The 25,383-nt window shown below is 71.6% G+C and carries 22 protein-coding genes and 1 riboswitch; of the genes, 13 read left to right on the top strand and 9 right to left on the bottom strand.

Annotation, left to right across the window (positions count from 1 at the left end):
* Positions 1–9: 9 nt before the first annotated feature.
* From ABT254_RS01230 to ABT254_RS01205, 6 genes are all read left to right on the top strand, one after another.
* A complete protein-coding gene (locus ABT254_RS01230; RefSeq protein ID WP_351462371.1) occupies positions 10–1,071 on the top strand; it encodes a serine/threonine kinase C-terminal domain-containing protein in 1,062 nt (353 codons plus the stop codon).
* Between the two features lie 181 nt (positions 1,072–1,252).
* The gene (locus ABT254_RS01225) at positions 1,253–2,782 is read left to right on the top strand and encodes an aldehyde dehydrogenase family protein (RefSeq protein WP_351462370.1); all 1,530 of its coding nucleotides are present in this window, start codon (positions 1,253–1,255) and stop codon (positions 2,780–2,782) included.
* 127 nt (positions 2,783–2,909) lie between these two features.
* Positions 2,910–4,439, top strand: a complete 1,530-nt coding sequence (locus ABT254_RS01220) for a GMC family oxidoreductase (protein ID WP_351462369.1) — start codon at positions 2,910–2,912, stop codon at positions 4,437–4,439.
* The gene (locus ABT254_RS01215; protein ID WP_351462368.1) at positions 4,439–5,578 is read left to right on the top strand and encodes a quaternary amine ABC transporter ATP-binding protein; all 1,140 of its coding nucleotides are present in this window, start codon (positions 4,439–4,441) and stop codon (positions 5,576–5,578) included. Before ABT254_RS01220 ends, ABT254_RS01215 begins: the two co-directional genes overlap by 1 nt.
* Positions 5,578–7,521, top strand: a complete 1,944-nt coding sequence (locus tag ABT254_RS01210; protein ID WP_351462367.1) for an ABC transporter permease — start codon at positions 5,578–5,580, stop codon at positions 7,519–7,521. The genes ABT254_RS01215 and ABT254_RS01210 overlap by 1 nt, the downstream gene beginning before the upstream one ends.
* A gap of 1 nt (position 7,522) precedes the next feature.
* Positions 7,523–8,494, top strand: a complete 972-nt coding sequence (locus ABT254_RS01205) for an ABC transporter substrate-binding protein (RefSeq protein ID WP_351462366.1) — start codon at positions 7,523–7,525, stop codon at positions 8,492–8,494.
* Here the strand turns inward: ABT254_RS01205 and ABT254_RS01200 are convergent, their stop codons facing one another.
* A complete protein-coding gene (locus ABT254_RS01200) occupies positions 8,495–9,223 on the bottom strand; it encodes an isocitrate lyase/PEP mutase family protein (protein ID WP_351462365.1) in 729 nt (242 codons plus the stop codon). It lies immediately after the preceding gene.
* Positions 9,220–9,717 carry a carboxymuconolactone decarboxylase family protein gene (locus ABT254_RS01195; RefSeq protein ID WP_351462364.1) on the bottom strand — a complete coding sequence of 166 codons (498 nt, stop codon included), beginning with the start codon at positions 9,715–9,717 and terminating at the stop codon, positions 9,220–9,222. Before ABT254_RS01195 ends, ABT254_RS01200 begins: the two co-directional genes overlap by 4 nt.
* A gap of 47 nt (positions 9,718–9,764) precedes the next feature.
* Between ABT254_RS01195 and pdxR the strand changes: the two genes are divergently transcribed.
* Positions 9,765–11,165: a MocR-like pyridoxine biosynthesis transcription factor PdxR gene (pdxR, locus tag ABT254_RS01190; RefSeq protein WP_351462363.1), complete on the top strand. Its 1,401-nt coding sequence runs from the start codon at positions 9,765–9,767 to the stop codon at positions 11,163–11,165.
* 173 nt (positions 11,166–11,338) lie between these two features.
* Here pdxR and ABT254_RS01185 read toward each other — a convergent pair whose 3' ends face one another.
* From ABT254_RS01185 to rocD, 3 genes are all read right to left on the bottom strand, one after another.
* Complete coding sequence (locus ABT254_RS01185; protein ID WP_351462840.1) at positions 11,339–12,181, bottom strand: DMT family protein; 843 nt, start codon at positions 12,179–12,181, stop codon at positions 11,339–11,341.
* 223 nt (positions 12,182–12,404) lie between these two features.
* Entirely contained in the window at positions 12,405–13,355 is a 951-nt protein-coding gene (locus tag ABT254_RS01180) for an AraC family transcriptional regulator (RefSeq protein WP_351462362.1), read from the bottom strand.
* A gap of 269 nt (positions 13,356–13,624) precedes the next feature.
* A complete protein-coding gene (gene rocD, locus ABT254_RS01175; protein ID WP_351462361.1) occupies positions 13,625–14,830 on the bottom strand; it encodes an ornithine--oxo-acid transaminase in 1,206 nt (401 codons plus the stop codon).
* A 103-nt stretch (positions 14,831–14,933) separates the two neighbouring features.
* Positions 14,934–15,021: riboswitch (ZMP/ZTP riboswitch) on the top strand.
* A gap of 43 nt (positions 15,022–15,064) precedes the next feature.
* On the opposite strand from rocD, the gene ABT254_RS01170 reads away from it, so the two are divergent.
* Positions 15,065–16,516, top strand: a complete 1,452-nt coding sequence (locus ABT254_RS01170) for a glycine hydroxymethyltransferase (protein ID WP_351462360.1) — start codon at positions 15,065–15,067, stop codon at positions 16,514–16,516.
* Between the two features lie 21 nt (positions 16,517–16,537).
* On the opposite strand, the gene ABT254_RS01165 is transcribed toward ABT254_RS01170, so the two are convergent.
* Positions 16,538–17,194 (bottom strand): hypothetical protein, encoded by a 657-nt coding sequence (locus ABT254_RS01165; RefSeq protein ID WP_351462359.1) that lies wholly within the window; start codon positions 17,192–17,194, stop codon positions 16,538–16,540.
* A gap of 169 nt (positions 17,195–17,363) precedes the next feature.
* Between ABT254_RS01165 and trpS the strand changes: the two genes are divergently transcribed.
* Positions 17,364–18,377 (top strand): tryptophan--tRNA ligase, encoded by a 1,014-nt coding sequence (gene trpS / locus ABT254_RS01160; RefSeq protein ID WP_351462358.1) that lies wholly within the window; start codon positions 17,364–17,366, stop codon positions 18,375–18,377.
* Positions 18,378–18,515: 138 nt separating this feature from the next.
* Complete coding sequence (locus ABT254_RS01155) at positions 18,516–19,094, top strand: 2'-5' RNA ligase family protein (RefSeq protein WP_351462357.1); 579 nt, start codon at positions 18,516–18,518, stop codon at positions 19,092–19,094.
* Between the two features lie 3 nt (positions 19,095–19,097).
* Here the strand turns inward: ABT254_RS01155 and dprE2 are convergent, their stop codons facing one another.
* Both dprE2 and dprE1 read right to left on the bottom strand, forming a co-directional pair.
* On the bottom strand, positions 19,098–19,868 hold the full coding sequence (gene dprE2, locus ABT254_RS01150) for a decaprenylphospho-beta-D-erythro-pentofuranosid-2-ulose 2-reductase (protein WP_351462356.1): 771 nt from the start codon (positions 19,866–19,868) through the stop codon (positions 19,098–19,100).
* Between the two features lie 94 nt (positions 19,869–19,962).
* A complete protein-coding gene (dprE1, locus tag ABT254_RS01145; RefSeq protein WP_351462355.1) occupies positions 19,963–21,285 on the bottom strand; it encodes an FAD-binding oxidoreductase in 1,323 nt (440 codons plus the stop codon).
* A gap of 197 nt (positions 21,286–21,482) precedes the next feature.
* Between dprE1 and ABT254_RS01140 the strand changes: the two genes are divergently transcribed.
* Positions 21,483–22,475: a YihY/virulence factor BrkB family protein gene (locus tag ABT254_RS01140; protein WP_351462838.1), complete on the top strand. Its 993-nt coding sequence runs from the start codon at positions 21,483–21,485 to the stop codon at positions 22,473–22,475.
* Here ABT254_RS01140 and ABT254_RS01135 read toward each other — a convergent pair.
* Complete coding sequence (locus ABT254_RS01135) at positions 22,420–23,700, bottom strand: D-alanyl-D-alanine carboxypeptidase family protein (RefSeq protein ID WP_351462354.1); 1,281 nt, start codon at positions 23,698–23,700, stop codon at positions 22,420–22,422. The two genes, ABT254_RS01140 and ABT254_RS01135, sit on opposite strands and share 56 nt — an antisense overlap.
* Before the next feature lie 91 nt (positions 23,701–23,791).
* Between ABT254_RS01135 and ABT254_RS01130 the strand changes: the two genes are divergently transcribed.
* Both ABT254_RS01130 and ABT254_RS01125 read left to right on the top strand, forming a co-directional pair.
* Positions 23,792–24,031 (top strand): SCO4848 family membrane protein, encoded by a 240-nt coding sequence (locus tag ABT254_RS01130; RefSeq protein WP_099930902.1) that lies wholly within the window; start codon positions 23,792–23,794, stop codon positions 24,029–24,031.
* 52 nt (positions 24,032–24,083) lie between these two features.
* Positions 24,084–25,322: a metallophosphoesterase gene (locus tag ABT254_RS01125; protein ID WP_351462353.1), complete on the top strand. Its 1,239-nt coding sequence runs from the start codon at positions 24,084–24,086 to the stop codon at positions 25,320–25,322.
* Positions 25,323–25,383: the final 61 nt, after the last annotated feature.

The raw sequence follows: 25,383 nt of genomic DNA, 5'->3' as shown, positions 1-25,383 counted from the left end.
AGGGACACGATGAGCGGGGGACAGCGGTACTGGAACGAGGACACCCAGCGCTGGGAGGACGGCACGGGTGGCAGCCCGGCGGCCGAACCGACGCTGCCGGCGCCGACGCCTGCGAACGAGGGGGTGCCGGCCGCCGGCCCGGCCTACCCGGCGCCCCCGACCTCGACTCCCACCGTGGGGACGCAGGCTCCCACCGTGGGGCCGGAGGCTCCCACCGTGGGCCCACAGGGCTGGCCCGCCGGCGGTGCGGACAGCGCCTGGCACGGCCCGGGGGCCGAGGGGGCCGTGCCGGAGTGGTCCAGCGGTGCCTCCTGGCCGCCCCCGGAGCCGCTCCCCGCCCCAGCCCCCGCCGCAGGGCTCAACCGGCGGCTCGTCTGGTCCGTGGTCGTCGGTGCCGCCGTGGTCGGGGTCGCCGTCAGCCTCGTACTGACCCTGGTGGTCGGCAAGGACGACGGGGCGGGGAAGAAGCACGTGGCGGCGAGTTCCGCGCCGTCCGCGACGGCCTCCTCGTCGCCGGACGTGTCGCAATCGCCGTTCGCCGACGGCACGGCATCACCCTCCCCCTCGGCCTCCGTGCCGCCCGCCGGGTACGAGCTGCGTGACGACACGGAGGGGTTCCGGATCGCGATACCCGAGGGGTGGTCGCGCAGCAGCGTCGCCTCGCAGTACGGGATGGCCGTGGTCAACTACCGCACCGCCGACCGGGAGCACCGGCTGCAGGTGTACCAGGTGCAGGAGTCGTCCCCCGACGCTTCCTTCAAGCTGTATCTGTCCGACCAGACGCCCAAGCCCGCCGGTTTCAAGAAGCTCGATCTGCAGAAGCTGGACGACGGCGAGTTCACCGGCTCACGGCTGGAGTACCAGGCCGACACGATCAAGGGCGAGCCCGACATCGGCACCTGGCACGTCTACGACGAGCGTTTCGTCGCGGCGGACGGCAACATCTACGCCATCGCCTCCTACGGCCCCGACTCCGACAGCCACGAAGACCAACTCGCCCAGCTCACCACGGCGTTGGACTGGTTCTGCCCGCCCTACACGACCTGCGACCCGGATCCGGGCACCGACTGACCGCTCTCCGTTGCATTCCGCTCCCATTTCGCCCTGTTTGCCCGCATTTTCAGTGACGCAGCGCACTTTTCGCCATGGATTGCGCATGCAACCGGAGGCGGGGGGCAGGTGCTCACGGTCCTCGTGAGGGACACACGTGTCACTCAGGGGCACCGAACAGGAACGGAAGGCAATACGGATCATGGCGGAGAGAGCGGAAACCCAGGGGCTGGACGCGCAGGCGACCATCCACGTGGCAGGGGAGTGGCGGGAAGCCTGCTCCGGTGCCACGCGCGAGATCATCGACCCCGCGGACGGCCAGGGCTTCGCTCTGGTCGCGGAGGGCGACGAGAAGGACACGGACCTGGCGGTCGCGGCCGCCCGGCGCGCCTTCGACCACGGCGACTGGCCCCGCACCCCCGTGGCCGAGCGCGCCGCCCTGCTGCGCCGCGTCGCCGACCTCCTCGTGCGCGACCGCGAGCGGCTCGGGCTGTTGGAGAGCCGTGACGCCGGAAAGACCGTCGAAGAGGGCCGGGTCGACATCGACTGCGTCGCCGACGCCTTCCGCTACTTCGCCGACCTGGTGGCCGGCGAGGCTCCGGGCCGGGTCGTCGACGCGGGCTCGCCCGACATCCACAGCGTCGTCGTGCACGAACCGGTCGGGGTCTGCGCACTGATCACCCCCTGGAACTACCCCCTCCTCCAGGCCAGCTGGAAGATCGCCCCGGCTCTCGCGGCGGGCAACACCTTCGTGATCAAGCCGAGCGAGATCACCCCGCTCACCACCATCGCGCTCATCGACCTGCTCTCCGAGGCCGGGCTCCCCACCGGCGTCGCGGGCATCGTCACCGGCCCCGGCCACACGGTCGGTGCCCGGCTCGCCGAGCACCCCGACGTCGACCTGGTCTCCTTCACCGGCGGCCTGGTCAGCGGCACCAAGGTGGCGCAGGCCGCCGCCCCGAGCGTCAAGAAGGTCGCCCTGGAACTCGGCGGCAAGAACCCCAACGTCGTCTTCGCCGATGCCTGCGCGACGGACGAAGGGTTCGACACCGCCGTCGACCAGGCCCTGAACGCGGCCTTCATCCACAGCGGCCAGGTCTGCTCGGCCGGCTCCCGCCTCATCGTCGAGGAGTCCGTACGGGAGCGCTTCGTCGCCGAGCTCGCCCGCCGCGCCGCCCGGATCCGCCTGGGCCGCGGCACCGAGGACGGCGTCGAGTGCGGCCCCCTCGTCTCCGCGCAGCAGCGCTCCAAGGTCGAGTCGTACGTCGCCTCCGCGCTCGCCGAGGGCGCGGTGCTGCGGACCGGCGGCAAGCGCCCCGAGCCCTCGCCGGAGCGCCCCGCGGCCGGCTACTTCTACGAGCCGACCGTCCTCGACCAGTGCCACCGCGAGATGCGCGTCGTGCGCGAAGAGGTCTTCGGGCCCGTCCTCACGGTGGAGACGTTCCGCACCGAGGACGAGGCCGTTGCTCTCGCCAATGACACGGAGTACGGCCTCGCGGGCGCCGTGTGGACCGCCGACGCGGGGCGGGCCCGGCGGGTCGCGGGCCGGCTGCGGCACGGGACCGTGTGGATCAACGACTTCCACCCCTATCTTCCGCAGGCGGAGTGGGGCGGGTTCGGCAAGAGCGGGGTGGGGCGTGAGCTCGGCCCTGCGGGGCTGGCGGAGTACCGCGAGAGCAAGCACGTTTACCAGAACCTGGCGCCGAAGCCTGTGCGCTGGTTCGCCGGATAGCGCTATCGGGCGACTACGGATGTGCCGCGATGGTCGTCCGTCGTCTGCTGCCTTGTTGTGGCTGGTCGCGCAGTTCCCCGCGCCCCTATAGGGGCGCTTCTGATCCCCCCACTGGAGTTGTACCCCCATGTCCGAGAATCCCCACATATACGACTACGTCGTCATCGGCGGCGGGACCGCCGGTTCCGTCATCGCCTCCCGCCTCACCGAGGACCCGGACGTCACCGTGGCCGTCATCGAGGGCGGGCCCAGTGACGTCGGCCGTGAGGACGTATTGACGCTGCGCCGCTGGATGGGCCTGCTCGGCGGCGAGCTGGACTACGACTACCCCACCACGGAGCAGCCACGCGGCAACTCGCACATCCGGCACAGCCGGGCCCGGGTGCTCGGCGGCTGTTCCTCGCACAACACGCTGATCGCCTTCAAGCCGCTGCCGTCCGACTGGGACGAGTGGGAGGAGGCCGGCGCCAAGGGCTGGGGCGCGGTGCCGATGGAGGCGTACTACGCCCGGCTGCTGAACAACATCGTCCCGGTCGACGAGAAGGACCGGAACGACATCGCCCACGACTTCGTCGACGCCGCTCAGCAGGCGCTCGGCGTCCCCCGGATCGAGGGCTTCAACCGCGCGCCGTTCACCGAGGGCGTGGGCTTCTTCGACCTCGCCTACCACCCCGAGAACAACAAGCGGTCCTCGGCTTCGGTGGCGTATCTGCACCCGGTGATGGACGAGCGCGAGAACCTGACGATCCTCCTGGAGACCTGGGCGTACAGGCTGGAGCTGGACGGCACCCGGGCGGAGGGCGTGCACGTCCGTACGAAGGACGGCGAGGAGATCCTCGTACGGGCCCGCAACGAGGTGCTGCTGTGCGCCGGTGCCGTCGACTCGCCGCGGCTGCTGCTGCACTCGGGCATCGGTCCCCGCCAGGAGCTGGAGGCGCTCGGCATACCCGTGGCGCTCGACCTGCCGGGCGTCGGCGAGAACCTCCTCGACCACCCCGAGTCGGTGATCGTCTGGGAGACCCACGGCCCCCTTCCGGAGAACTCCGCGATGGACAGCGACGCCGGGCTGTTCGTGCGCCGCGACCCCGAACACCAGGGCCCCGACCTGATGTTCCACTTCTACCAGGTGCCGTTCACGGACAACCCGGAGCGGCTGGGCTACGAACGGCCCAGGTACGGCGTCTCGATGACGCCCAACATCCCGAAGCCGAAGAGCCGCGGCCGGCTGTACCTCACCAGCGCCGACCCCTCGGTCAAGCCCGCCCTCGACTTCCGGTACTTCACGGACGAGGACGACTACGACGGCCGCACCCTGGTCGACGGCATCCGCATCGCCCGCGAGATCGCGCGGACGGAGCCGCTGGCGAGCTGGCTCAAGCGCGAGGTGGCCCCCGGCCCGCACCTCACCGGCGACGAGGAGCTGAGCGAGTACGCGCGCAAGGTCGCGCACACCGTGTACCACCCGGCCGGGACCTGCCGTATGGGAGCGAGCGACGACGAACTGGCTGTCGTCGACCCGCAGTTGAGGATCCGGGGTCTGGAGGGCATCCGCATCGCGGACGCCTCCGTGTTCCCGACCATGACCGCCGTGAACCCGATGATCGGAGTGCTGATGGTCGGGGAGAAAGCCGTAGACCTGATCGGAAGTGGTGCGTGATGAACGCGACGAGCGTGATGAGCAAACCCGTCTTCTCCGTCGAGGGGCTGTGGAAGGTGTTCGGCCCCAAGGCCGACCGCGTCCCCGCCGACCCCGGACTGACCTCGCTGGAACCCGCGGAACTCCGCGCCCGTACGGGCTGCACCGCCGCCGTGCGTGACGTCTCCTTCGACGTACGCAAGGGCGAGGTGTTCGTGGTGATGGGCCTGTCCGGCTCCGGCAAGTCCACGCTGGTGCGCTGTCTGACCCGGCTGATCGAGCCGACGGCCGGCACGATCGCCATCGACGGCGAGGACGTCCGCGCCATGGACAGGTCCCGGCTGCGCGAACTGCGCCGCCACCGCGCCGCCATGGTCTTCCAGCACTTCGGCCTGCTGCCGCACCGCACGGTCCTCGACAACGTGGCGTACGGCCTGGAGATCCAGGGCGTGAGCAGGTCCGAGCGGCGGGCACGCGCCCAGGAGGTCGTCGCCAAGGTCGGCCTGGACGGCATGGAGCAGCGCCGCCCGAGCCAGCTGTCCGGCGGTCAGCGCCAGCGCGTGGGCCTCGCCCGCGCCCTGGCCGTCGACCCCGAGGTCCTGCTCTTCGACGAGCCGTTCAGCGCCCTCGACCCGCTGATCCGGCGGGACATGCAGGAGGAGGTGATCCGCCTGCACCGCGAGGAGGGCCGCACGATGGTCTTCATCACCCACGACCTGAACGAGGCCCTGAAGCTGGGCGACCGCATCGCCCTGATGCGCGACGGCCGGGTCGTCCAGCTGGGCACCCCGGAGGAGATCGTGGGCAGCCCGGCCGACGACTACGTCCGCGAGTTCGTCCGGGACGTGCCGCGCGAGCAGGTGATGACGGTGCGTACGGCCATGCGGGCCGCACCCGCGGGAGCGCCGGGCAACGGACCGGCGCTCGCCCCGGAGGCGACGGTCTCGGAGGCCATCGAGGCCGTCGCCCGCGCAGGCGCCCCGGCCCGCGTGATGGCCGACGGCCACTGCGTCGGAACGGTGGACGCGGACACGCTGCTGGGCGTGGTGGCGGGCACAGCCGCCGCCTCTGGGGCGGCACCCGTCCCACAGAAAGCGGCACCCGCTCAGCGCGGTCCCGCGACCCCGCCGCCCCCCAGCACCAACACGGAGGCCGTCTAATGGCAACAGTCACTGCACAGGCCCCTCGCCCAGCACTCCCCGCAGCCCTGAAACACCGCGCGGTTCAGAAAATCCTGTTCCTCGCCCTCGCCGCCGCAATCCTCGTCCCTCTGGCCAACGCCCAGTGGGCCAGCGGAAGTTGGCCCCAGGCCCTCACCGTCGACCTCTCCAAACCGCTGACCACCGCCAGCAACTGGATCATCGCCAACCGGGACAGCAACCCCCTGTTCCTCTACTTCTTCGGCTACATCAGCAACGCCGTCGTCATCTCCGTACGCGCCGTCTACCTCGTGCTCCTCGCCGCAGGCTGGGCCGGCGTCACGGCCCTCGGCGCCCTCGTCGCCTGGCGCGTCGCCGGAATCCGCCTCGCCCTCGGCACGGGTGCCGCGTTCCTGGCCTGCGGTCTGCTCGGCATGTGGGTGGCGACCATGCAGACGCTCGCGCTGATGGTCGTCGCCGTGCTCGTATCGGTCGTCGTGGGCGTGGTCCTCGGCCTCGCCGCCGGGCTCTCCGACCGCCTCGACCGCGCCCTGCGCCCCATCCTGGACACCATGCAGGTGCTTCCCGCGTACGCGTATCTGCTGCCCGTCGTCCTGGTCTTCGGCATGGGCGTGCCCGCCGCCGTCCTCGCGACCGTCGTCTACGCCGCACCGCCGATGGCCCGCCTCACCGCCCTCGGTCTGCGTGGCGCCGACAAGGAGGTCCTGGAGGCCGTCGACTCGCTCGGCGCCACCGCGCCCCAGCGCCTGCTGACCGCCCGCATCCCGCTGGCCCGCAAGGAGCTCCTCCTCGGCCTCAACCAGACGATCATGATGGCGCTGTCGATGGCCGTCATCGCCTCCGTCATCGGCGCGGGCGGCCTCGGTGACCGCGTCTACCAGGCCCTGGCCTCCGTCGACGTGGGCGCGGCGCTCGCGGCCGGCATCCCGATCGTGCTGCTCGCCGTCGTACTGGACCGCGTGACCGGTGCCGCGGGCGAGCAGGCCGGCGAGGAGCCCGGAAGTCTCCGCCCGTGGCTCTACGCGGCCGGCGCCGCCGTGGCCGTCGCGCTCGCCGGACGGCTGGCGGGCCGCCTCGACTGGCCCGACTCCTGGACGTTCGACATCGCCGAGCCGGTCAACCGTGCCGTCGACTGGATGACCGCGCACCTGTACTCGGGCGTGCCCGTCGTGGGCGGCACCGCCGACTGGGCGGGCCACTTCACCACCTGGGTGCTGAACCCGGTCCGCAGCGGACTGCAGGCGCTGCCCTGGTGGTCGGTCCTGCTCGTCGTCGCCGCTCTCGCGTGGCTGATCGGCACCTGGCGCACCGCGCTCACCGCGGTCCTCGCCATGGCCGCGATCGGCGTGCTCGGCGTGTGGCAGCCCTCGCTCGACACGCTCTCCCAGGTGCTCGCGGCCGTCGCCGTCACCCTGGTCATGGGCTTCGCCATCGGTATCGCCGCGGCCCGCAGCGACCGTGTCGAACGGGCCCTGCGCCCCGTCCTGGACGTCTTCCAGACGATGCCGCAGTTCGTGTACCTGATCCCGGTGGTCGCGCTGTTCGGCGTGGGCCGCGCGCCCGCCGCGGCGGCCGCCGTCGTCTACGCGCTGCCCGCCGTCGTCCGCATCACCACACAGGGCCTGCGCCAGGTCGACCCGGCCGCCCTGGAGTCGGCCCGCTCGCTCGGCGCGACCCCCGCCCAGCAGCTGCGCCAGGTGCAGCTCCCGCTGGCCCGCCGGGCGTTGCTGCTCGCCGTCAACCAGGGCGTGGTCCTCGTCCTCGCCGTCGTCGTCATCGGCGGCCTGGTCGGCGGTGGCGCGCTCGGCTACGACACCGTCTTCGGCCTGGCACAGGGCGACCTGGCGACCGGCCTGGTGGCGGGCGCCGCGATCGTCTGCCTCGGCCTGATGCTCGACCGGGTGACCCAGCCGACCGAACGCCGCACGAAGAAGGGAGCGTGACATGCGACTTCGTACGAGTGTGAGTACGACTGTGGGTACGGCCGCCGCGGTGGGCTCCCTGGTGCTGCTGACCGGCTGCGGCGCGGCCGACATGACCAAGCAGGCGTCCCCGTTCGCCAACGCCCAGGGCGCCAGGTCCGTGACCCTGTCGGTCCAGTCCTGGGTGGGTGCGCAGTCCAACGTGGCCGTCGCCCAGTACCTGCTGGAGCACAAGCTGGGCTACCGGGTCGACACCGTCCAGGTGGACGAGGTCCCCGCCTGGGACGCGCTCAGCCAGGGCCGTGTCGACGCCATCCTGGAGGACTGGGGCCACCCCGACCAGGAGAAGCGCTACGTCGACGACAAGAAGACCATCGCGCGCGGCGGCGGCCTCGGGGTGACCGGCCACATCGGCTGGTACGTGCCGACGTACCTGGTCAAGCAGCACCCCGACATCACCGACTGGAAGAACCTCAACAAGTACTCGTCGCTGTTCCGCACCGCGGAGAGCGGCGGCAAGGGCCAGCTGATGGACGGCTCACCGTCGTACGTCACCAACGACAAGGCGCTGGTGAAGAACCTGAAGCTGGACTACCAGGTGGTGTTCGCCGGCTCCGAGGCCGCGCAGATCACCCAGATGAAACAGTTCGCCAAGGAGAAGAAGCCCTTCCTGACGTACTGGTACGCGCCGCAGTGGCTGTTCAAGAAGGTCCCCATGACCGAGGTGAAGCTGCCGCCGTACAAGGAGGGCTGCGACACGGACCCGGCGAAGGTCGCCTGCGCCTACCCGCACACCCCGCTGCAGAAGTACCTCAACGCGGACTTCGCGAAGCGGGGCGGCAAGGCGGCGGCCTTCCTGAAGAAGTTCAAGTGGACGACCGAGGACCAGAACGAGGTCTCCCTGATGATCGCCGACCAGAAGCTGACCCCGGAGCAGGCGGCGAAGAAGTGGGTGGACGGCCACGCGTCCACGTGGAAGGCGTGGCTGTCCTGATCACTTCAGCTTCCCCAGCTGCCCGGCCATCCCCCGCAGCGCCAGCGCCGCCCAGCGCTGCAACCCGGGTCCGAAGGTGATGCGAGTGGCCCCGAGTTCGCCGAGTTCGGTGGTCGAGGGGCCCTTGCCGTCCAGCGTGCCGTGCACATTGATCGGCCCCTGGATCCCGGACCGCAGCAGCGGCAGCACGTCCGCCGGGGCGCCGATCGGATAGACGCAGTCGGCGCCCGCGGCGACGTACGACGCGGCCCGCTCGGTGGCCCGTTCGGGGTTTCCGTCCCCGTACTCGAACGTGTCGACGCGGGCGTTGACGAAGAGGGAGTCCCCGGCCGCGTACCGCACTTCGGCCAGCCACTCGGCGTGCTCGTGCGGGTCCTTGAGGACGCCCCCACTGGAGTCCTCCAGGTTGCAGCCCACGGCCCCCGCTTCCAGGAGCCGCTCCACCAGCTCCTTCGGTGCCAGCCCGTACCCGTCCTCGACGTCGGCCGACACGGGTACGTCCACGGCCCGTGCGATGCGCGCCACCGCAGCGAACATCTCGTCGGCCGGCGTCGACCCGTCCTCATGGCCGAGGGAGGCCGCGATCCCCGCGCTGGGCGTCGCGAGCGCCGGAAACCCGGCCTCGACGAACACCCGGGCACTGACGGCGTCCCAGGGCCCGGGCAGGACGAGGGGGTCACCGGGCTCGCGCCCGCGGTGCAGGGCGCGGAAGCCGTCCACCTTGCTCACCGGTGCCGTCCCGCCTCGTAGTGGCCGGGAGTCATGCGGCATGTCACAGCGAACCGGTTCCACGCGTTGATCACCGTGATCGCGGCGATCAGCCGGGCCAGCTCGGGCTCCTCGAAGTGCTTGGCGGCGTGCTCGTACACCTCGTCCCTGACGAAGCCGTCGGTCAGCACCGTCACCGCCTCGGTCAGCTCCAGGGCGGCGAGCTCCTTCTCCGTGTAGAAGTGCTTCGACTCCTCCCACGCCCCGAGCTGGACGATCCGCTCGACGCTCTCCCCGGCCGCGAGCGCGTCCTTGGTGTGCATGTCCAGGCAGAACGCGCAGTGGTTGAGCTGCGAGGCACGGATCTTCACCAGCTCCAGCAGCTTCGGGTCGAGGCCCTGCCGGGCGGCCGCGTCGAGACGGACCATCGCCTTGTAGACCTCGGGGGCGTGCTGGGCCCAGCGCAGCCGGGCGGGCTGCTCGGGCGCGTACACGGTGGCTTCTTCTGTCGTCATGCCCTCGACCCTAGAAGTGAGGCAGCCCAGCGGTATGGTCCATTCCCATGGCGAAATCCTGGGCCACTTTGGGCGTCGACCTGCACCTGGAGCCGACGGGGCCCGGACTTCGCAGAGGTCTCACCGACGCCCTGCGCGAGGCCGTCCGCACCGGCCGGCTGGCCCCCGGCACCCGGCTGCCCTCCTCCCGCACCCTCGCCGCCGACCTGGGCATCGCCCGCAACACGGTCGCCGACGCCTACGCCGACCTGGTCGCGGAGGGCTGGCTGACGGCGCGGCAGGGCTCGGGCACCCGGGTGGCCGACCGGGCGGTGAGCCGGCCCGCCGCACCCGCACCCCACCCCCGCACCGTCGACCGCCCCGCCTACGACCTGATCCCCGGCACCCCCGACCTGGCCTTCTTCCCCCGCGCCCAGTGGCTCAAGGCCGCCCGCCGCGCCCTCACCGCGGCCCCGTACCAGGCGCTCGACTACGGCGACCCGCGCGGCCGCATCGAACTGCGCACCGCCCTCGCCGACTACCTCGCCCGCGCCCGGGGCGTACGCACCGACCCCGAACGCATCCTGGTGTGCGCCGGCATCGCGCACGGCCTGCGCATCCTCGGCGCGGTACTGCGGGCGCGCGGCGCGAGCACCGTCGCCGTGGAGTCGTACGGCCTCTCCGTGCACTGGGACCTGCTGGCGGAGGCGGGTCTGCGGACGGTCCCGCTGCCGTTCGACGAACGGGGCACGAACCCGGGGGAGTTGACGGACGAGGACGCGGTCCTGCTCACCCCTGCCCACCAGTTCCCGATGGGCGGCACCCTGCACCGCGACCGGCGGGCCGCCGCCGTCGACTGGGCGCGCCGCACCGGCGGCCTGCTCGTCGAGGACGACTACGACGGCGAGTTCCGCTACGACCGTCAGCCCGTCGGCGCCCTCCAGGGCCTGGACCCGGACCACGTCGTCTACGCGGGCACGGCCAGCAAGTCCCTCGCCCCCGGCCTCAGACTGGCCTGGCTGGTCCTGCCGCCGGACCTCGCCCGGGAGGCGGCGAAGGCCAAGGGGCACATCGACTCCTGCGGGGCCCTGGACCAGCTGACCCTCGCAGAGTTGCTCACCTCCGGCGCGTACGACCGCCATGTGCGCGCCGCCCGGCTGCGCTACCGCCGCCGCCGGGACGCGCTCGTCGCGGAACTCGCGCGCAGGGCCCCGCAGGTCGGCGCCACCGGCATCGCGGCCGGCCTGCACGTGGTGCTGCGGCTGCCGCCGGGCACCGAGCAGGCGACGCTGCGGGCGGCGGCCTGGCAGGGCCTCGCGGTACACGGACTGCACCGCTACCGGCACCCGCTGGCGACCGTAGAGCCGCACGACGCGCTGGTGGTGGGCTACGGGACACCACCGGACAGCGCATGGGCGGGCACCCTGGACGCGCTGTGCGCGGCCCTGCCGGAACCGGCGGGGCCGTAACTACGCAGTTGCTGTGCACGAAGTCGATCGGGTCGATCCCCCGGTCGATCAGATACAGGGCGCCCAGCCGGCTCCGGCGGCCCATGTCGCCCATTCCCACCGGCCGTCGTTGAGCTGACGGTCGACGGGGCCCGCCGATTTACCAGCGGTTCAGCAGCCGGAGGAAGATTCGCTCACGCAGCCGCTTCCGTGGTCGTGGCGTCCGTCGTCGGCGCCTCCCCGAAGCGGGCCAGCGCCAGCGCCCCCGCGACGGCGACCAGGAATCCCAGCACCGCGAGCCAGGCGAGCCCCTCACGTGTGCGGTCCCCGAGCCACACCACACCCACCGCCGCAGGCCCGATCGTCTCGCCGATCACCATCCCGGCGGTGGCGGTGGTCACCGAGCCGCGCTGCAACGCTGACGTCAGCAGCAGGAAGGCGGCGCCCCCGCCGATGACGAGGGCGTAGGTCGCCGGGTTGGTCAGCAGTTCCGACGGTGCGAGCGAGTCGATCAGCCGCACCGACACCTCGACCACCCCGAACCCGAACCCGGCCCCGAGGCCGAGCACCAGCGCTCGCCCGCGCCCGGACCACCGGCCCCCGAACAGCCCGAGCAGCAGCACCACGACGGCGATCGCGAGCATCGCGTACTTCAGCGCCGTCGACCCCTCGCGGTCCCCCTCGGCTCCGGAGGCCAGCCCCAGCATGGCGAGCCCGGCGCACACCACCCCGACCGCACCCCACTCCGTCCCGCTCAGCCGCACCTGCAGCAGTCGCGCCGCGACCACCCCGGTCACCGCCAGGCTGGACGCGAGCGCCGCGGCGACCGCGTAGATCGGAATCGACCGCAGGGCGACGATCTGGAACAGGAAGCCCAGCCCGTCCAGCGCCAGCCCGGCCAGATACCGCCACTGCCGCAAGGCCCGCAGCAGCAGCGCCGCCTCCCCGCCCCCACCCGTGGAGGCCGACCGCGCGGCAACCGCCTGCAAAACCGTCGCGGTACCGAAGCAGACCGCCGCGCCCAGCGCGCACACCATCCCAAAGATCACAAAGTGACTGTAGGGGAGACGCACAGGAAGCGGCGATGCCCCGGCGTCCGCTCTCACCGACCTCTGGCTTTGCACACCCGCGCAAGGTGCATGTGCGAGGGCCGTTGTCCCTGCCCGTGCTGCCGCCCGGCTCGGCTCCCCCGAACCACCGTCCACGACCCGGGCGGCAGGTCTCCACCATCGCCCCGAGGCCCCCCGACGGGCTATCCGGTTACGGCGGAAACCCCACCGCTTTGTGGATAGCGCCGGACTCGCCGACAGTCCGGGTCCCACGCAACGTCTGTGAAGGCGTCTCCCCGTAGGTCTGCCGGTAGTGCCCGGTGAACCGCCCCAGATGCGCGAACCCCCAGCGCAACGCCACCTCGGTGACCGTCCCCAGCGCCTGCCCGTCGGCGATCGCGAGCAGATCGCGCCGGGCCAGATCCAGCCGTACGCGCCGCAGATACGCCAGTGGAGTCGTGGCCAGATGGGCCCGGAACCCCTCCCGCAGGCTCCGCAGACTCACCCGCGCCGCCACCGCCATGTCGGCCACGGAGATGGGCTCGTGGGCGTGCTCGGCGCAGAACTCCGCGGCCCGTCGCACCGCATGGGGCAGCACCGCCGGTCCGCGCCCCGCCACCGCGTCGCTGAGCCTGTGCGGCTGCGCGTCCAGCAGACCGTCGACCAGCAACTGCTCGAAGTGCCCCACCGCCAGCGGCGATCGCGCCGCCAGCTCCGAGTCGGCGAACTCGGCGAACGCCCGCACCACCCGCAACCACGCCCCAACCGCCCCTGCCCGCGAATCCAGCACCGGCGCGAAGTGCAGGGGAGCGGAGGGCAGTTCACCCAGGCGCACGGCGAGCGCCCGGTCGACGGTCTGCCGGGGCAGGATCAGCACCCGGTTCAGCGTCTCCCCGCTCCACCGCATCGACAGCCGCTGCCCCGGATTGACGATGCTGAGTACGGACGCCAGGGCTACCCCGTCCGCGGTGACGACGCCGTCCCCGGCAAGCGGCACATGGATGTTGTAGAACTCCGGCAACTCGCCCGGCGTGACATCGACCTCCGCGCCGTACCCCAACTCGTACAGCGCCACGGCCCCTTCGTGCACGCACCGGAACCGCCCGTCGACCGGATGTTCGTCCAGCACCGTCAGCCGGTGCGGCGCGAACCGCTCGCTCACCAGCGCGTGCAACTCCTCGACATCACGCCCCCGAAACAGGAGCCCCCGCCCCGCACCCGCCGGCACGGCCCCCGACCCGTTTCCGCCCATGACGGACCTCTCGCAGCGTGTCCTGTACGCCCGTACCGCCCGAGTTTCGCGGCTTTCGCGGCTCGGCGTCGAGGGCCGAAGGTCCCGGAAGCCGTACCCGAAGTCGAAGAGAAGTCGAAGTCGAAGCCAAAGCCGAAGCCGATGGCGCACGGCAGCGCGCCGGCGCCCCGCCGCGCGGCTCAGATCCCGAGCACCGCCCGCAACTGCGCGAGCCCCCAGTCCAGATCTTCCTTCCCGATCACCAACGGCGGGGCGATCCGCACCGTCGGCCCGTGCGTGTCCTTCACCAGCACCCCCCGCTCCATCAGCTTCTCGGACACCTCCCTGCCCGTGCCGTAGAGCGGCGCGATGTCGACGCCCGCCCACAGCCCCCGCCCGCGCACCGCCTTCACCCGCCCCGTGCCGGCCAACGCCCCGAGTTCCCGGTGCAGATGACTGCCCAGCTCCGCGGACCGCGCCTGGAACTCGCCCGTCCGCAGCATCGCGATCACCTCCAGCGCCACCGCACACGCCAGCGGATTCCCGCCGAACGTCGAACCGTGCTCACCGGGCCGGAACACTCCGAGCACATCGGCCGACGACACCACCGCCGACACCGGCACGATGCCGCCTCCCAGCGCCTTGCCGAGCACATACACATCGGGCACCACGCCCTCGTGCTCGCACGCGAAGGTCTTTCCGGTCCGGCCAAGACCCGACTGGATCTCGTCCGCCACGAACAGCACGTTCCGTTCGCGTGTCAGCTCCCGCACCGCGGGCAGATAACCGGCCGGCGGCACCAGCACCCCCGCCTCGCCCTGGATCGGCTCCAGCAGCACGGCCACCGTGTTCTCCGTGACCGCCGACCGCATCGCCGTCAGGTCCCCGTACGGCACGATCTCGAAGCCCGGCGTGTACGGACCGAAGTCCGCCCGCGCCTCCGGGTCGGTGGAGAAACTGACGAGGGTGGTCGTACGGCCGTGGAAGTTGTTGCCCGCGACCACGATCTTCGCCATCTCCGCGGGCACGCCCTTGACCCGGTAGCCCCACTTCCGGGCCGTCTTCACCGCCGTCTCGACCGCTTCCGCGCCGGTGTTCATCGGAAGGACCAGCTCCATCCCGCACAGCTCGGCGAGCTCGGAGCAGAACGCCGCGAACCGGTCGTGATGAAACGCCCTCGACGTCAGCGTCACCCTCTCCAGCTGCGCCTTCGCCGCCTCCACCAGCCGCCGGTTGCGATGCCCGAAGTTGAGCGCCGAGTAACCGGCCAGCAGATCCAGATACCGCCGCCCCTCCACATCCGTCATCCACGCCCCGTCCGCGGAGGCGACGACCACGGGCAGCGGGTGGTAGTTGTGCGCGCTGTGCGCCTCGGCGGCGGCGATGAGTGTCTCCGTAGCGGTCACGGAATCTCCCGAAGGTGCCAGATGCTGTGCGGGTGCCCCCTTCTTATCCTCGCCCGCATGGTGGACGCGGGACCTCCGCGTTCCGGCGCGCCCGGTAGGCTGACCTGCGGGCCGTGACTGGCGCGCTGGGATGGGACCGACCATCGGGGAGCGGCCTGCGTGAGCGAGTGCCGTGCGCCTGGGCCAGCCGTGAACCGTGAACGCTTCAAGCCACGCCATCCGGAGGCCGACGACATGTCAGAGCAGCAGCCCCTCTCCACCGAGTCCACCGCCTTCCGCGCCGCCCTCGACGTGATCCGCGCGGTCGAGCCGCGCGTCGCGGACGCCATCGGGCAGGAGGTCGCCGACCAGCGCGAGATGCTCAAGCTGATCGCCTCCGAGAACTACGCCTCCCCGGCCACCCTCCTCGCGATGGGCAACTGGTTCAGCGACAAGTACGCCGAGGGCACCATCGGCCGCCGCTTCTACGCCGGCTGCCGCAACGTCGACACTGTGGAGTCCCTCGCCGCCGAACACGCCAAGGAGCTCTTCGGCGCCCGCCACGCCTACGTCCAGCCGCACTCCGGCATCGACGCCAACCTCGTCGCCTTCTGGTCCGTCCTCGCCGACCGCGTCGAGGCTCCCTTCCTGGAGAAGACCGGCGCCCGCCAGGTCAACGACCTCACCGAGGCCGACTGGGCCGAACTGCGCCAGGCCTTCGGCAACCAGCGCATGCTCGGCATGTCCCTGGACGCCGGCGGCCACCTCACCCACGGCTTCCGCCCGAACATCTCCGGCAAGATGTTCGACCAGCGCTCCTACGGCACCGACCCGGCGACCGGCCTCATCGACTACGAGGCCCTGCGCGCGTCCGCCCGCGAGTTCAAGCCGCTGATCATCGTCGCCGGCTACTCCGCCTACCCGCGGCTGGTGAACTTCCGCATCATGCGGGAGATCGCCGACGAGGTCGGCGCGACCCTGATGGTGGACATGGCGCACTTCGCCGGTCTGGTCGCGGGCAAGGTGCTGACCGGTGACTTCGACCCGGTTCCGCACGCCCAGATCGTCACGACCACCACCCACAAGTCGCTGCGCGGCCCGCGCGGCGGCATGGTCCTGTGCGACGACTCCCTCAAGGACCAGGTCGACCGCGGCTGCCCGATGGTCCTCGGCGGCCCGCTCCCGCACGTCATGGCCGCCAAGGCCGTCGCCTTCGCCGAGGCGCGTCAGCCCTCCTTCCAGGACTACGCCCAGCGCATCGTCGACAACTCCCGCGCACTGGCGGAGGGCCTGATGCGCCGCGGGGCCACCCTCGTCACCGGCGGCACCGACAACCACCTCAACCTCATCGACGTGGCCACCTCCTACGGCCTCACCGGCCGTCAGGCCGAGGCGGCCCTGCTCGACTCGGGCATCGTCACCAACCGCAACGCCATCCCCGCCGACCCCAACGGCGCCTGGTACACCTCCGGCATCCGCATCGGCACCCCCGCCCTGACCACGCGTGGCCTGGGCACCGCCGAGATGGACGAGGTCGCGGGCCTCATCGACCGCGTCCTCACGACCGCCGAGCCGGGCACCACCAAGTCGGGCGCCCCGTCCAAGGCGCAGCACGTCCTCGACCCGAAGATCGCGGACGAGATCTCGCGCCGGGCCACCGACCTCGTGGCCGGCTTCCCGCTGTACCCGGAGATCGACCTGGGCTGACGAAGCCCCGGCTCGCGGTCCTCAGAGATCGATGAGCTCCTGTCGTGGCTCCTCCCGCGGCGGTCCGGCACCTCGCCGGGCCGCCGCGCGGCGCATCAGCAGCGTGCCCCCTATCCCGGCCGCGAGGCCGCCCGCGATCCCCGGCACCACCCACCGCAGACGCTCCTCCAGCCCCCCGGCCGCCCCCTCGGCCCCGGCCCCGCCGAGCTGCCCGGCCCGGTCCATCCGCTCGAAGAGCCCCCGTGGCGCCCTGTGCCAACGTATGTTGTCGTCGTCCACCTCCGGCGCGGGATCGGACCGCACCCAGGGCGTGCCGTCCTCTGCCACGAACAGCTGGTCCTGCCGCTCGATGGCCACGTCACCTCCAGGCGACCGGTTCGTCTGCGGCCAGCCCCCGACGCCGGTCAGCCCCCAGGTCACGGTGATGCGTATCGGCGGATGACGCCCCTCGAACCACCGCTCCGGCACCTGCTCCGACCCGTCGTACGTCGGATCCAGCAGCTGCCAGAGGCGGGCGAAGGAGGGCTCTCCGTAGCGATACGCCGTCGTACGGCCCGTGTCGCCCGTGACGATCACCGCCACGTCGGGGACGTCCCGTGCCCGCTCCGTCCCTGCTGCCGCTGCCCCGCACAGTGCCAGTGCGGTCGACACCGGCACGAGCAGTGCGAGCCTCAGCACGGCCCGTCCCCGGTGGCACCCGTTCCTCCGGCCCGCTCCACGTCCACGCATCCGACCCCCCCGGCAGCCGATCCACCCGCCCCCTTGTTACACCTCCGGGCACAGATCGGATCCCACCTGTTTCCGACCAGTTCCGGATCGGCTCGACAGACCTGAGAGAATGGTGAACATGGCCTCTGATCGTCCCCGTGTGCTTTCTGGAATCCAGCCCACCGCAGGCTCGTTCCACCTCGGCAACTACCTCGGCGCCGTCCGCCAGTGGGTGGCCCTGCAGGAGTCCCACGACGCGTTCTACATGGTCGTCGACCTGCACGCGATCACGGTTCCGCAGGACCCGGCCGAGCTGCGCGCCAACACCCGGCTCGCCGCCGCCCAGCTGCTCGCCGCCGGACTCGACCCCGAGCGCTGCACGCTCTTCGTCCAGAGCCATGTCCCCGAGCACGCCCAGCTGGCCTGGGTCATGAACTGCCTGACCGGCTTCGGCGAGGCCTCCCGCATGACCCAGTTCAAGGACAAGTCCGCCAGGCAGGGCGCCGACCGCGCCTCCGTGGGCCTGTTCACGTACCCGATCCTTCAGGTCGCCGACATCCTGCTCTACCAGGCCAACGAGGTCCCGGTCGGCGAGGACCAGCGCCAGCACGTCGAGCTCACCCGCGACCTCGCCACGCGCTTCAACGGCCGCTTCGGCGAGACCTTCACCATCCCGAAGCCGTACATCCTCAAGGAGACGGCGAAGATCTACGACCTGCAGGACCCGTCGATCAAGATGAGCAAGTCGGCGTCCACGCCGAAGGGCCTCATCAACCTCCTCGACGACCCCAAGGCCACCGCCAAGAAGGTCAAGAGCGCCGTCACCGACACGGACACCGTCATCCGCTACGACGCCGAGAACAAGCCCGGCGTCAGCAACCTGCTCACCATCTACTCCACCCTCACCGGCAAGTCGATCGCCGAGCTGGAGCGGGAGTACGAGGGCAAGATGTACGGCGCGCTCAAGACGGACCTCGCCGAGGTCATGGTCGAGTTCGTGACGCCCTTCCGGGAGCGCACCCAGCAGTACCTGGACGACTCGGAGACGCTGGACTCGATCCTGGCCAAGGGCGCCGAGAAGGCCCGTGCGGTCGCCGCGGAGACCCTCTCCCAGGCGTACGAAAAGGTGGGCTTCCTGCCCGCCAAGCACTGACCGCGCGCCGCCGCACAGACGTACCACTGGGCAGAGCGCTGCACATCACTACGGTCGCGCCTGCCCGCGACCCAGCCGTGGCCGTACAGTCGATAGCCGACGGCTGAGAACAAATCCGTCACGACGACAGGAGACGACGTGGGGACCGTAACGATCGGCGTGTCGATCGCGGTCCCGGAGCCTTACGGCAGCCTGCTCCAACAGCTGCGCGCGGGCTTCGGCGACGCCGCTGCTCACGGCATCCCCACGCATGTCACCCTGCTGCCGCCGACCGAGGTCGACGGCAGCGATCTGCCCGCCGTCGAGGCGCACCTGGCGGAGGTCGCCGCGAGCGGCCGGCCGTTCCCGATGCGGCTGTCCGGCACCGGCACCTTCCGGCCCCTGTCACCCGTCGTCTACGTGCGGATCGCCGAGGGCGCCGAGGCCTGCACCCAGCTGCAGAAGCAGCTCCGCGACCCCTCCGGTCCCGTTCCGCGCGAACTGCAGTTCCCGTACCACCCGCATGTCACGGTGGCGCACGGCATCGACGACGAGGCGATGGACCGCGCCTTCGAGGAGCTCGCCGACTTCGAGGCCGACTGGCCGTGCACCGGGTTCGCCCTGTACGAGCAGGGCGCGGACGGTGTCTGGCGCAAGCTGCGGGAGTACGCCTTCGGCGGCCTGGTGGTGCCGCCGCAGGCCGGGCACGTGGAGCGCGGCTCGCTGCCGACCCGTTAACCGCTACAGGGGCAGCCGGCGGAACAGCCCGCGCGGCACGTGCCGCAGCGCCGACATCACCACCCGCAGCGTGCCGGGCACCCACACCGTCTCCGAGCGCCGCCGCAGCCCCAGTTCGACGGCCGTCGCGACCGCCTCCGGGGTCGTCGCGAGCGGTGTCTCGGCCAGTGGTGTCTGATCGAGGCCGGCGGTCTTCTTCGTCCGTACGAACCCGGGGCGTACGACCATCACGTGGACGCCCGTGCCGTACAGCGCGTCGCCCAGGCCCTGAGTGAAGACGTCCAGGCCGGCCTTGCTGGAGCCGTAGATGAAGTCGCTGCGGCGGGCCCGCTCGCCGGCCACCGAGGAGAGCACCACCAGGGAGCCGTGGCCCTGCGTCTGCAGCGCGCGTGCGCTGACCAGGGCCGCCGACACCGCGCCCGTGTAGTTGGTCTGTGCGACGCGCACCGCCCAGGCGGGTTCGCGCTCGTCGCGCGCCTGGTCGCCGAGGATCCCGAAGGCGAGCAGCACCATGTCGACGTCGCTCTCCGCGAAGACCTTGCCGAGGGCGGTCTCGTGGGACTCGGGGTCGAGCGCGTCGAAGGCGACGGTGTGCACATCGGCACCGTGTCCGCGCAGTTGCTCCGCGGCCCGCTCCAGGGCGGGCGAGGGGCGTCCCGCGAGCCACACCGTGCGGGTGCGGCGCGCGATGAGACGGCGGGCCGTGGCGAGCGCGATCTCGGACGTACCACCGAGGACGAGCAGGGACTGGGGGAGGCCGAAGGCGTCCTTCACGACAGCAGCTCCTAGAGGGCGAGACGGCGGAATGGATCGGACGTGCTGCATCTCCCGGGGGCGGCCCCGGGGCCCCGGCCGATGCGGCGCATCGTCACAGGGCCAGGCGGCGGGAGAGGTCGGACGTGAACACGCCGCGTGGGTCGAGTTCCGCGCGCAGGGCACGGAGGTCGTCGAGGCGTGGGTACATCGCGGAGAGGAGTTCGGGGCGCAGCCGGGAGTCCTTGGCGAGGTGGACGCGGCCGCCGGCCGTGGCGACCTCCTCGTCGAGTTCGTCGAGGAAGGCGCCGAGCCGGGGCAGGCCCGCGGGGAGGCCCACGGCGAGCGTCCAGCCGGGCACGGGGAACGAGAGCCACCCCGGGGCGGCCTCCCCGAGGCGCTTGAGTACGGCCGGGAAGAACGGCCGGCGCTGCTCGGCGATGCGCCGCACGATCCGGCGCAGGGCGTCCTCCTGGCCGTGCCCGACGGCGAACTGGTACCGCACGAGGCCGCCACGGCCGTAGACGCGGTTCCAGTGCGGCACGCCGTCCAGGGGGTGGAAGAAGGCGGAGATCCGCTGCAGCCGGCGGGTACGCGCGCGTGGCGCCGTCCGGTACCGGAGTTCGTTGTAGAGGCCCATGGCGGGGGCCGGCGGGAACCGCGGGGTGCCGAACGCCAGTGGCGCTCCACGCGCGCGTGCGGGCAGCGCGTCGAGCGGGGCGTGGTCGGCTCGGGTGAGGACCGCGCGTCCGGTCGCCGCGCCTGGGGCCGCCAGGTCGATCCGTGCGACCGAGTAGCGATGGCGGTGGTCGGTGGCCGTCAGGCGCGCCAGCAGGTCGTCGAGGTCCGCGGCGCGCTCCGTGTCCACCGCCATCAGGGAGGTCTCGACCGGCAGAAGCCGGAGGGTGGCGGTGAGGATCACACCGGTCAGGCCCATGCCGCCGGTGGTGGCGTCGAACAGGGGTGTGCCGCGGCCGACGGTGCGGATCCCGCCGTCGGCGGTGAGGAGTTCCAGCGACAGGACGTGCCGGGAGAAGGAGCCGGAGACGTGGTGGTTCCTGCCGTGGACGTCCGCGCCGATCGCGCCGCCGACCGTCACATGGCGCGTGCCGGGCAGCACCGGCACGAACCAGCCAAGTGGCAGCAGCACCTCGATCAGCCGGTGCAGGGAGACACCCGCGTCGCACAGCACGGTGCCGCCGACGGCGTCGATCGCGTGGATGCGGTCCAGACCCGTCATGTCGAGCACCACGCCGCCGGCGTTCTGCGCCGCGTCGCCGTACGCCCGCCCGAGGCCCCTGGGGATGCTTCCGCGGACCCCGCAGCCCCGGACGGCGGCCACCGCCTCCTCGTACGTCCGTGGGCGGATCAGTCGGGCCGCGGTGGGAGCGGTGCGGCCCCAGCCGGTGAGGGTGACCGGAGCGGTGTCGGCAGACATATCGGTGACCGTATAGCCCGCATAGGAACGGTCAGCATTGAAACATGAGGCTTCTACCCGAAATGGGTGATTAATGGGTATCGCTCAATAGGGAAATGAGGCGCCCCGGAGTGCTCGCGCCGACCCCGGGACGGCACTGTGCCGGGTTTTCGGGGTACTCGCACATTGGTCTTCCACACGTGGGGGAGAGTCTGATCATGGACTGGCTGAAGAAGCTCCCCGTCGTCGGGCCGCTGCTGGCGCGCCTCATGCTCACGCATGCCTGGCGGTCGTTCGAACGTCTGGACAGGGTGAAGTGGACCCGGCTGGCCGCCGCGATGACCTTCACCAGCTTTGTCGCGCTGTTCCCGCTGCTCACCGTGGCCGCCGCGATCGCCGCGGCCACGCTCAGCACGAAACAGCAGAGCGACCTGCAGAACAAGCTCGCCGAGCAGGTGCCCGGCATCTCCGACCAGCTCGACATCCAGAACCTGGTCGAGAACGCCGGCACCATCGGCCTCATCGCGGGCGCCGTCCTGATCTTCACCGGCATCGGCTGGGCCGGTTCGATGCGCGAGTGCCTGCGCGCGGTGTGGGAGCTGCCCGAGGAGGAGGAGAACCCCTTCCTGCGCAAGGCCAAGGACCTGGGCATCCTCGTCGGTCTCGGCGGCGCCGTCCTCGTCACGATCGCCGCCTCCGCCGTAGCCTCCGCGATGGTCGGCTGGATCACCAGGCAGCTCGGCATCGACAACGGCGGCTGGGGCGGGGTCCTGCTCCACATCGCCGCGTTCGCCGTGGCCGTGTTCGCCGACTTCCTGCTGCTCCTGTACGTCCTCACGCTGCTGCCCGGCGTCGAACCGCCGCGCCGCCGCCTGATCGTCTCGGCGCTGACCGGCGCGGTCGGCTTCGAACTGCTGAAGACGCTGCTGAGCGGCTATATGCAGGGCGTGGCCGCGAAGAGCATGTACGGCGCGTTCGGCGTGCCCGTGGCCCTGCTGCTGTGGATCAACTTCACGGCGAAGCTGGTCCTGTTCTGCGCCGCGTGGACGGCGACGCCGAGCGAGCAGCACGAGCAGGCTCAGGCGGACGGGCAGGACGAGCAGCACGGGCAGGAGGAGCAGCAGGAGCAGGACGACCAGGACGCCGGGGCGGACCTCACGATCGGGACGACCGGCGACGTACCAGATCGGGCAGCGGCCAGCGGCGGTTGACCAGGAACGCGGCCGCCGCGAGCAGCACCAGCACCCCACCGCTTATGGCGAAGGCCACCCCCATGCCGCCGGAGCGGCCCGCGGCCGAGGCGCTGGCCACCGGCGAACCGGACGCCTTGCCGGCGGCACCGCCCGCCTGACCCGCAGAGGCGTTCCCACCGGACTGCCCGCCCGACTGCACGGCGCTCCTCGGCGCCACCAGCTCACCCACGGGCCGCACCTTCCCCGCCGCCTGGAAACCCCAGTCGAAGAGCTTGGCGGTCTCCTTGTAGACCTCGTTGTGCTCCCTCTTCTCCGGGTTCATCGCGGTGACGAGGAGCACCCTGCCGTTCCGCTCGGCGACACCGGTGAAGGTCGCGCCCGCGTTCGTCGTGTTGCCGTTCTTGACGCCCGCGATGCCCTGGTAGACGGAGACGTCCAAGTCGCCGGTCAGCAGCCGGTTGGTGTTCTGGATCTCGAAGGACTCGCGGACCGACTTGCCCTTCTTCTCCTTCGTGTCGCCGGGGAAGCTGGCGCGCACCGTCGAGCAGTACTCGCGGAAGTCCTTCTTCTGCAGCCCGGAGCGGGCGAACAGCGTCAGGTCGTACGCGGACGAGACCTGCCCCGGGGCGTCGTACCCGTCGGGCGTGACCACGTTTGTGTCGAGGGCCTGGAGTTCCTCGGCGTGCTCGTTCATCTCGTTGACGGTGGTCTCGACCCCGCCGTTCATCGCCGACAGGACGTGCACCGCGTCGTTGCCCGAGCGCAGGAAGACGCCGAGCCACAGGTCGCGCACGGTGTACGTCTCGCCCTCCTTTATCCCGACCATGCTGGAACCGGCGCCCATGCCGGCCAGGTCGGAGGGCGCCACCTCGTGCTCCTGGGTCTTCGGGAACTTCGGCAGCACCGTGTCCGCGAACAGCATCTTCATCGTGCTCGCCGGGGGCAGCCGCCAGTGCGCGTTGTGCGCGGCGAGCACCTCGCCGGACTCGGCGTCGGCGACGATCCAGGAGCGCGCGGTGATGTCCTTGGGGAGCACGGGCGCGCCGCTGCCCAGATCGACCTGTGTGCCCGGCTGCCCGAGACGGGCGCCGCCCACGGACGACATGTCCGCCGGGGGAGTGGCTGTCGGACTCGGCGAGGGTTTCGGGGCCGCGAAGGTGACGGGCGCGCTCAGCGCGATCGAGGACAGGACGGCGGAGGTGACCAGCAGGGATCGCCTGAGGGTCTTCTTGGGAGCGGACACGGACGAGAAAGTACATGCCACGGGCCGTGAAGTCCCGCCTCCCACCCCACCCCGGACACGGAACGAAAGAGGCGGCGGCGATACTGAACGCATGAAGCTCAGCCGCCCGGTCTCCTGGTTCCTGCTCGCCTTCGGGGTGTGGTCCTGGGTCATCTGGGTCACTTTCGTTAAAAATCTCATCAAGGACGGCAGCGGGCTCGCGTTCGACGACGGTCACCCGACGGCGTACTTCTGGGTGCATCTGACGCTCGCCGTCGTCTCCTTCGTATTGGGGACGGTCATCGGGGTCATCGGGTTGCGCGGACTGCGCGCTTTGCGCCAGACCTCATAAGAGCGGGCAAACACAGGCAAACGGCAGAACCGGCAACGGGGGTCGCGGCACGATGGTCGTCGTCTTCGGGGTGATCGCGCTCCTCGCGCTCGGCGTCCTCGTCGCCGGCAACTGGTACCTGTGGCGCCGTCTGTTCCGTGACACGACCCGGGGCCCGGGCCTCGCGCGCCGCGCGGGTGCGGCCGGAATCGCGGCCGGCTGGTTGCTGGCGGTCGGAGCCGTCGTCGGCGAGCGCGCCGGCGCGCCCTTCTGGCTCCAGCAGGTCCTGGCCTGGCCGGGCTTCCTGTGGCTCGCGCTGTCGATCTATCTGCTGCTGGGCGTGGTGGCGGGTGAGGTCGTACGGCCCCTGCTGCGCCGCCTGTCGGAGCGTCGGGCGGCCACGGCCGCCCTGCCGCAGGCGCAGCCGGTACCGGCGGGATCGCTGCCCCCGAAGGCACCGGAGGCCGGGCCCGAGCCCGCACCGCTGCCGGATCCGTCGCGCCGCCTCTTCGTCTCCCGGGTGGTCGCAGGAGCCGCGGCCGCCGCCGCCGTGGGAACGGTCGGCTACGGCACTTACGGCGTCCTGCGCGGCCCCCGTGTGAAGCGTGTCACCGTGCCGCTGGCCAAACTCCCGCGCGCGGCGCACGGTTACCGCATCGCCGTGGTCAGCGACATCCACCTGGGCCCGATCCTCGGCCGCGGCTTCGCGCAGAAGGTCGTCGACACGATCAACGCCACCCAGCCGGACATCGTCGCGGTCGTCGGCGACCTGGTGGACGGCAGCGTGAAGAACCTCGGCCCGGCGGCGGCACCGCTGTCGCAGCTGAAGGCACCTTCCTACTTCGTCACCGGCAACCACGAGTACTTCTCCGGCGCCGCGCAGTGGGTGGAGGAGGTACGGCGGCTCGGGCTGCACCCGCTGGAGAACGCCCGCACCGAGCTGCCCTGGTTCGACCTCGCCGGCGTCAACGACCTCGCGGGCGAGAGCGAGGGCCAGGGCCCCGACTTCGCCAAGGCGCTCGGCGACCGTGACACGGCACGCGCGTGCGTGCTCCTCGCCCACCAGCCGGTCCAGATCCACGACGCCGTCAGGCACGGCGTCGACCTCCAGCTCTCCGGCCACACCCACGGCGGCCAGCTCTGGCCCGGCAACTTCATCGCGGCCGCCGCGAACCCGACCGTCGCGGGCCTGGAGCGCTACGGCGACACACAGCTCTACGTCAGCCGGGGCGCCGGCGCCTGGGGGCCGCCCACGCGCGTGGGCGCGCCCTCGGACATCACCGTGATCGAACTGGCCTCGACGCAGGCCTGAACCGGCGCGCGCCCGGTGGAAACCGCTGGCCGAAACCAGATGCCGGTAACCCTGTGGAAGC

The organism is Streptomyces sp. NPDC001137 (genome assembly GCF_040298885.1).
GTDB lineage: Bacteria > Actinomycetota > Actinomycetes > Streptomycetales > Streptomycetaceae > Streptomyces.
This window is presented reverse-complemented; position numbering and strand designations above follow the sequence as displayed.

Excerpts from the sequence above, each read along its gene's own strand:
- ABT254_RS01185 (WP_351462840.1), bottom strand. The coding sequence starts at position 12,181 with ATGGTGTGCGCGCTGGGCGCGGCGGTCTGCTTCGGTACCGCGACGGTT.
- ABT254_RS01125 (WP_351462353.1), top strand. The coding sequence starts at position 24,084 with ATGGTCGTCGTCTTCGGGGTGATCGCGCTCCTCGCGCTCGGCGTCCTC.
- ABT254_RS01170 (WP_351462360.1), top strand. The coding sequence starts at position 15,065 with ATGTCAGAGCAGCAGCCCCTCTCCACCGAGTCCACCGCCTTCCGCGCC.
- ABT254_RS01215 (WP_351462368.1), top strand. The coding sequence starts at position 4,439 with ATGAACGCGACGAGCGTGATGAGCAAACCCGTCTTCTCCGTCGAGGGG.
- ABT254_RS01130 (WP_099930902.1), top strand. The coding sequence starts at position 23,792 with ATGAAGCTCAGCCGCCCGGTCTCCTGGTTCCTGCTCGCCTTCGGGGTG.
- ABT254_RS01195 (WP_351462364.1), bottom strand. The coding sequence starts at position 9,717 with ATGACGACAGAAGAAGCCACCGTGTACGCGCCCGAGCAGCCCGCCCGG.
- ABT254_RS01230 (WP_351462371.1), top strand. The coding sequence starts at position 10 with ATGAGCGGGGGACAGCGGTACTGGAACGAGGACACCCAGCGCTGGGAG.
- dprE1 (WP_351462355.1), bottom strand. The coding sequence starts at position 21,285 with ATGTCTGCCGACACCGCTCCGGTCACCCTCACCGGCTGGGGCCGCACC.
- trpS (WP_351462358.1), top strand. The coding sequence starts at position 17,364 with ATGGCCTCTGATCGTCCCCGTGTGCTTTCTGGAATCCAGCCCACCGCA.
- ABT254_RS01225 (WP_351462370.1), top strand. The coding sequence starts at position 1,253 with ATGGCGGAGAGAGCGGAAACCCAGGGGCTGGACGCGCAGGCGACCATC.
- ABT254_RS01205 (WP_351462366.1), top strand. The coding sequence starts at position 7,523 with ATGCGACTTCGTACGAGTGTGAGTACGACTGTGGGTACGGCCGCCGCG.
- ABT254_RS01140 (WP_351462838.1), top strand. The coding sequence starts at position 21,483 with ATGGACTGGCTGAAGAAGCTCCCCGTCGTCGGGCCGCTGCTGGCGCGC.
- pdxR (WP_351462363.1), top strand. The coding sequence starts at position 9,765 with ATGGCGAAATCCTGGGCCACTTTGGGCGTCGACCTGCACCTGGAGCCG.
- ABT254_RS01220 (WP_351462369.1), top strand. The coding sequence starts at position 2,910 with ATGTCCGAGAATCCCCACATATACGACTACGTCGTCATCGGCGGCGGG.
- ABT254_RS01210 (WP_351462367.1), top strand. The coding sequence starts at position 5,578 with ATGGCAACAGTCACTGCACAGGCCCCTCGCCCAGCACTCCCCGCAGCC.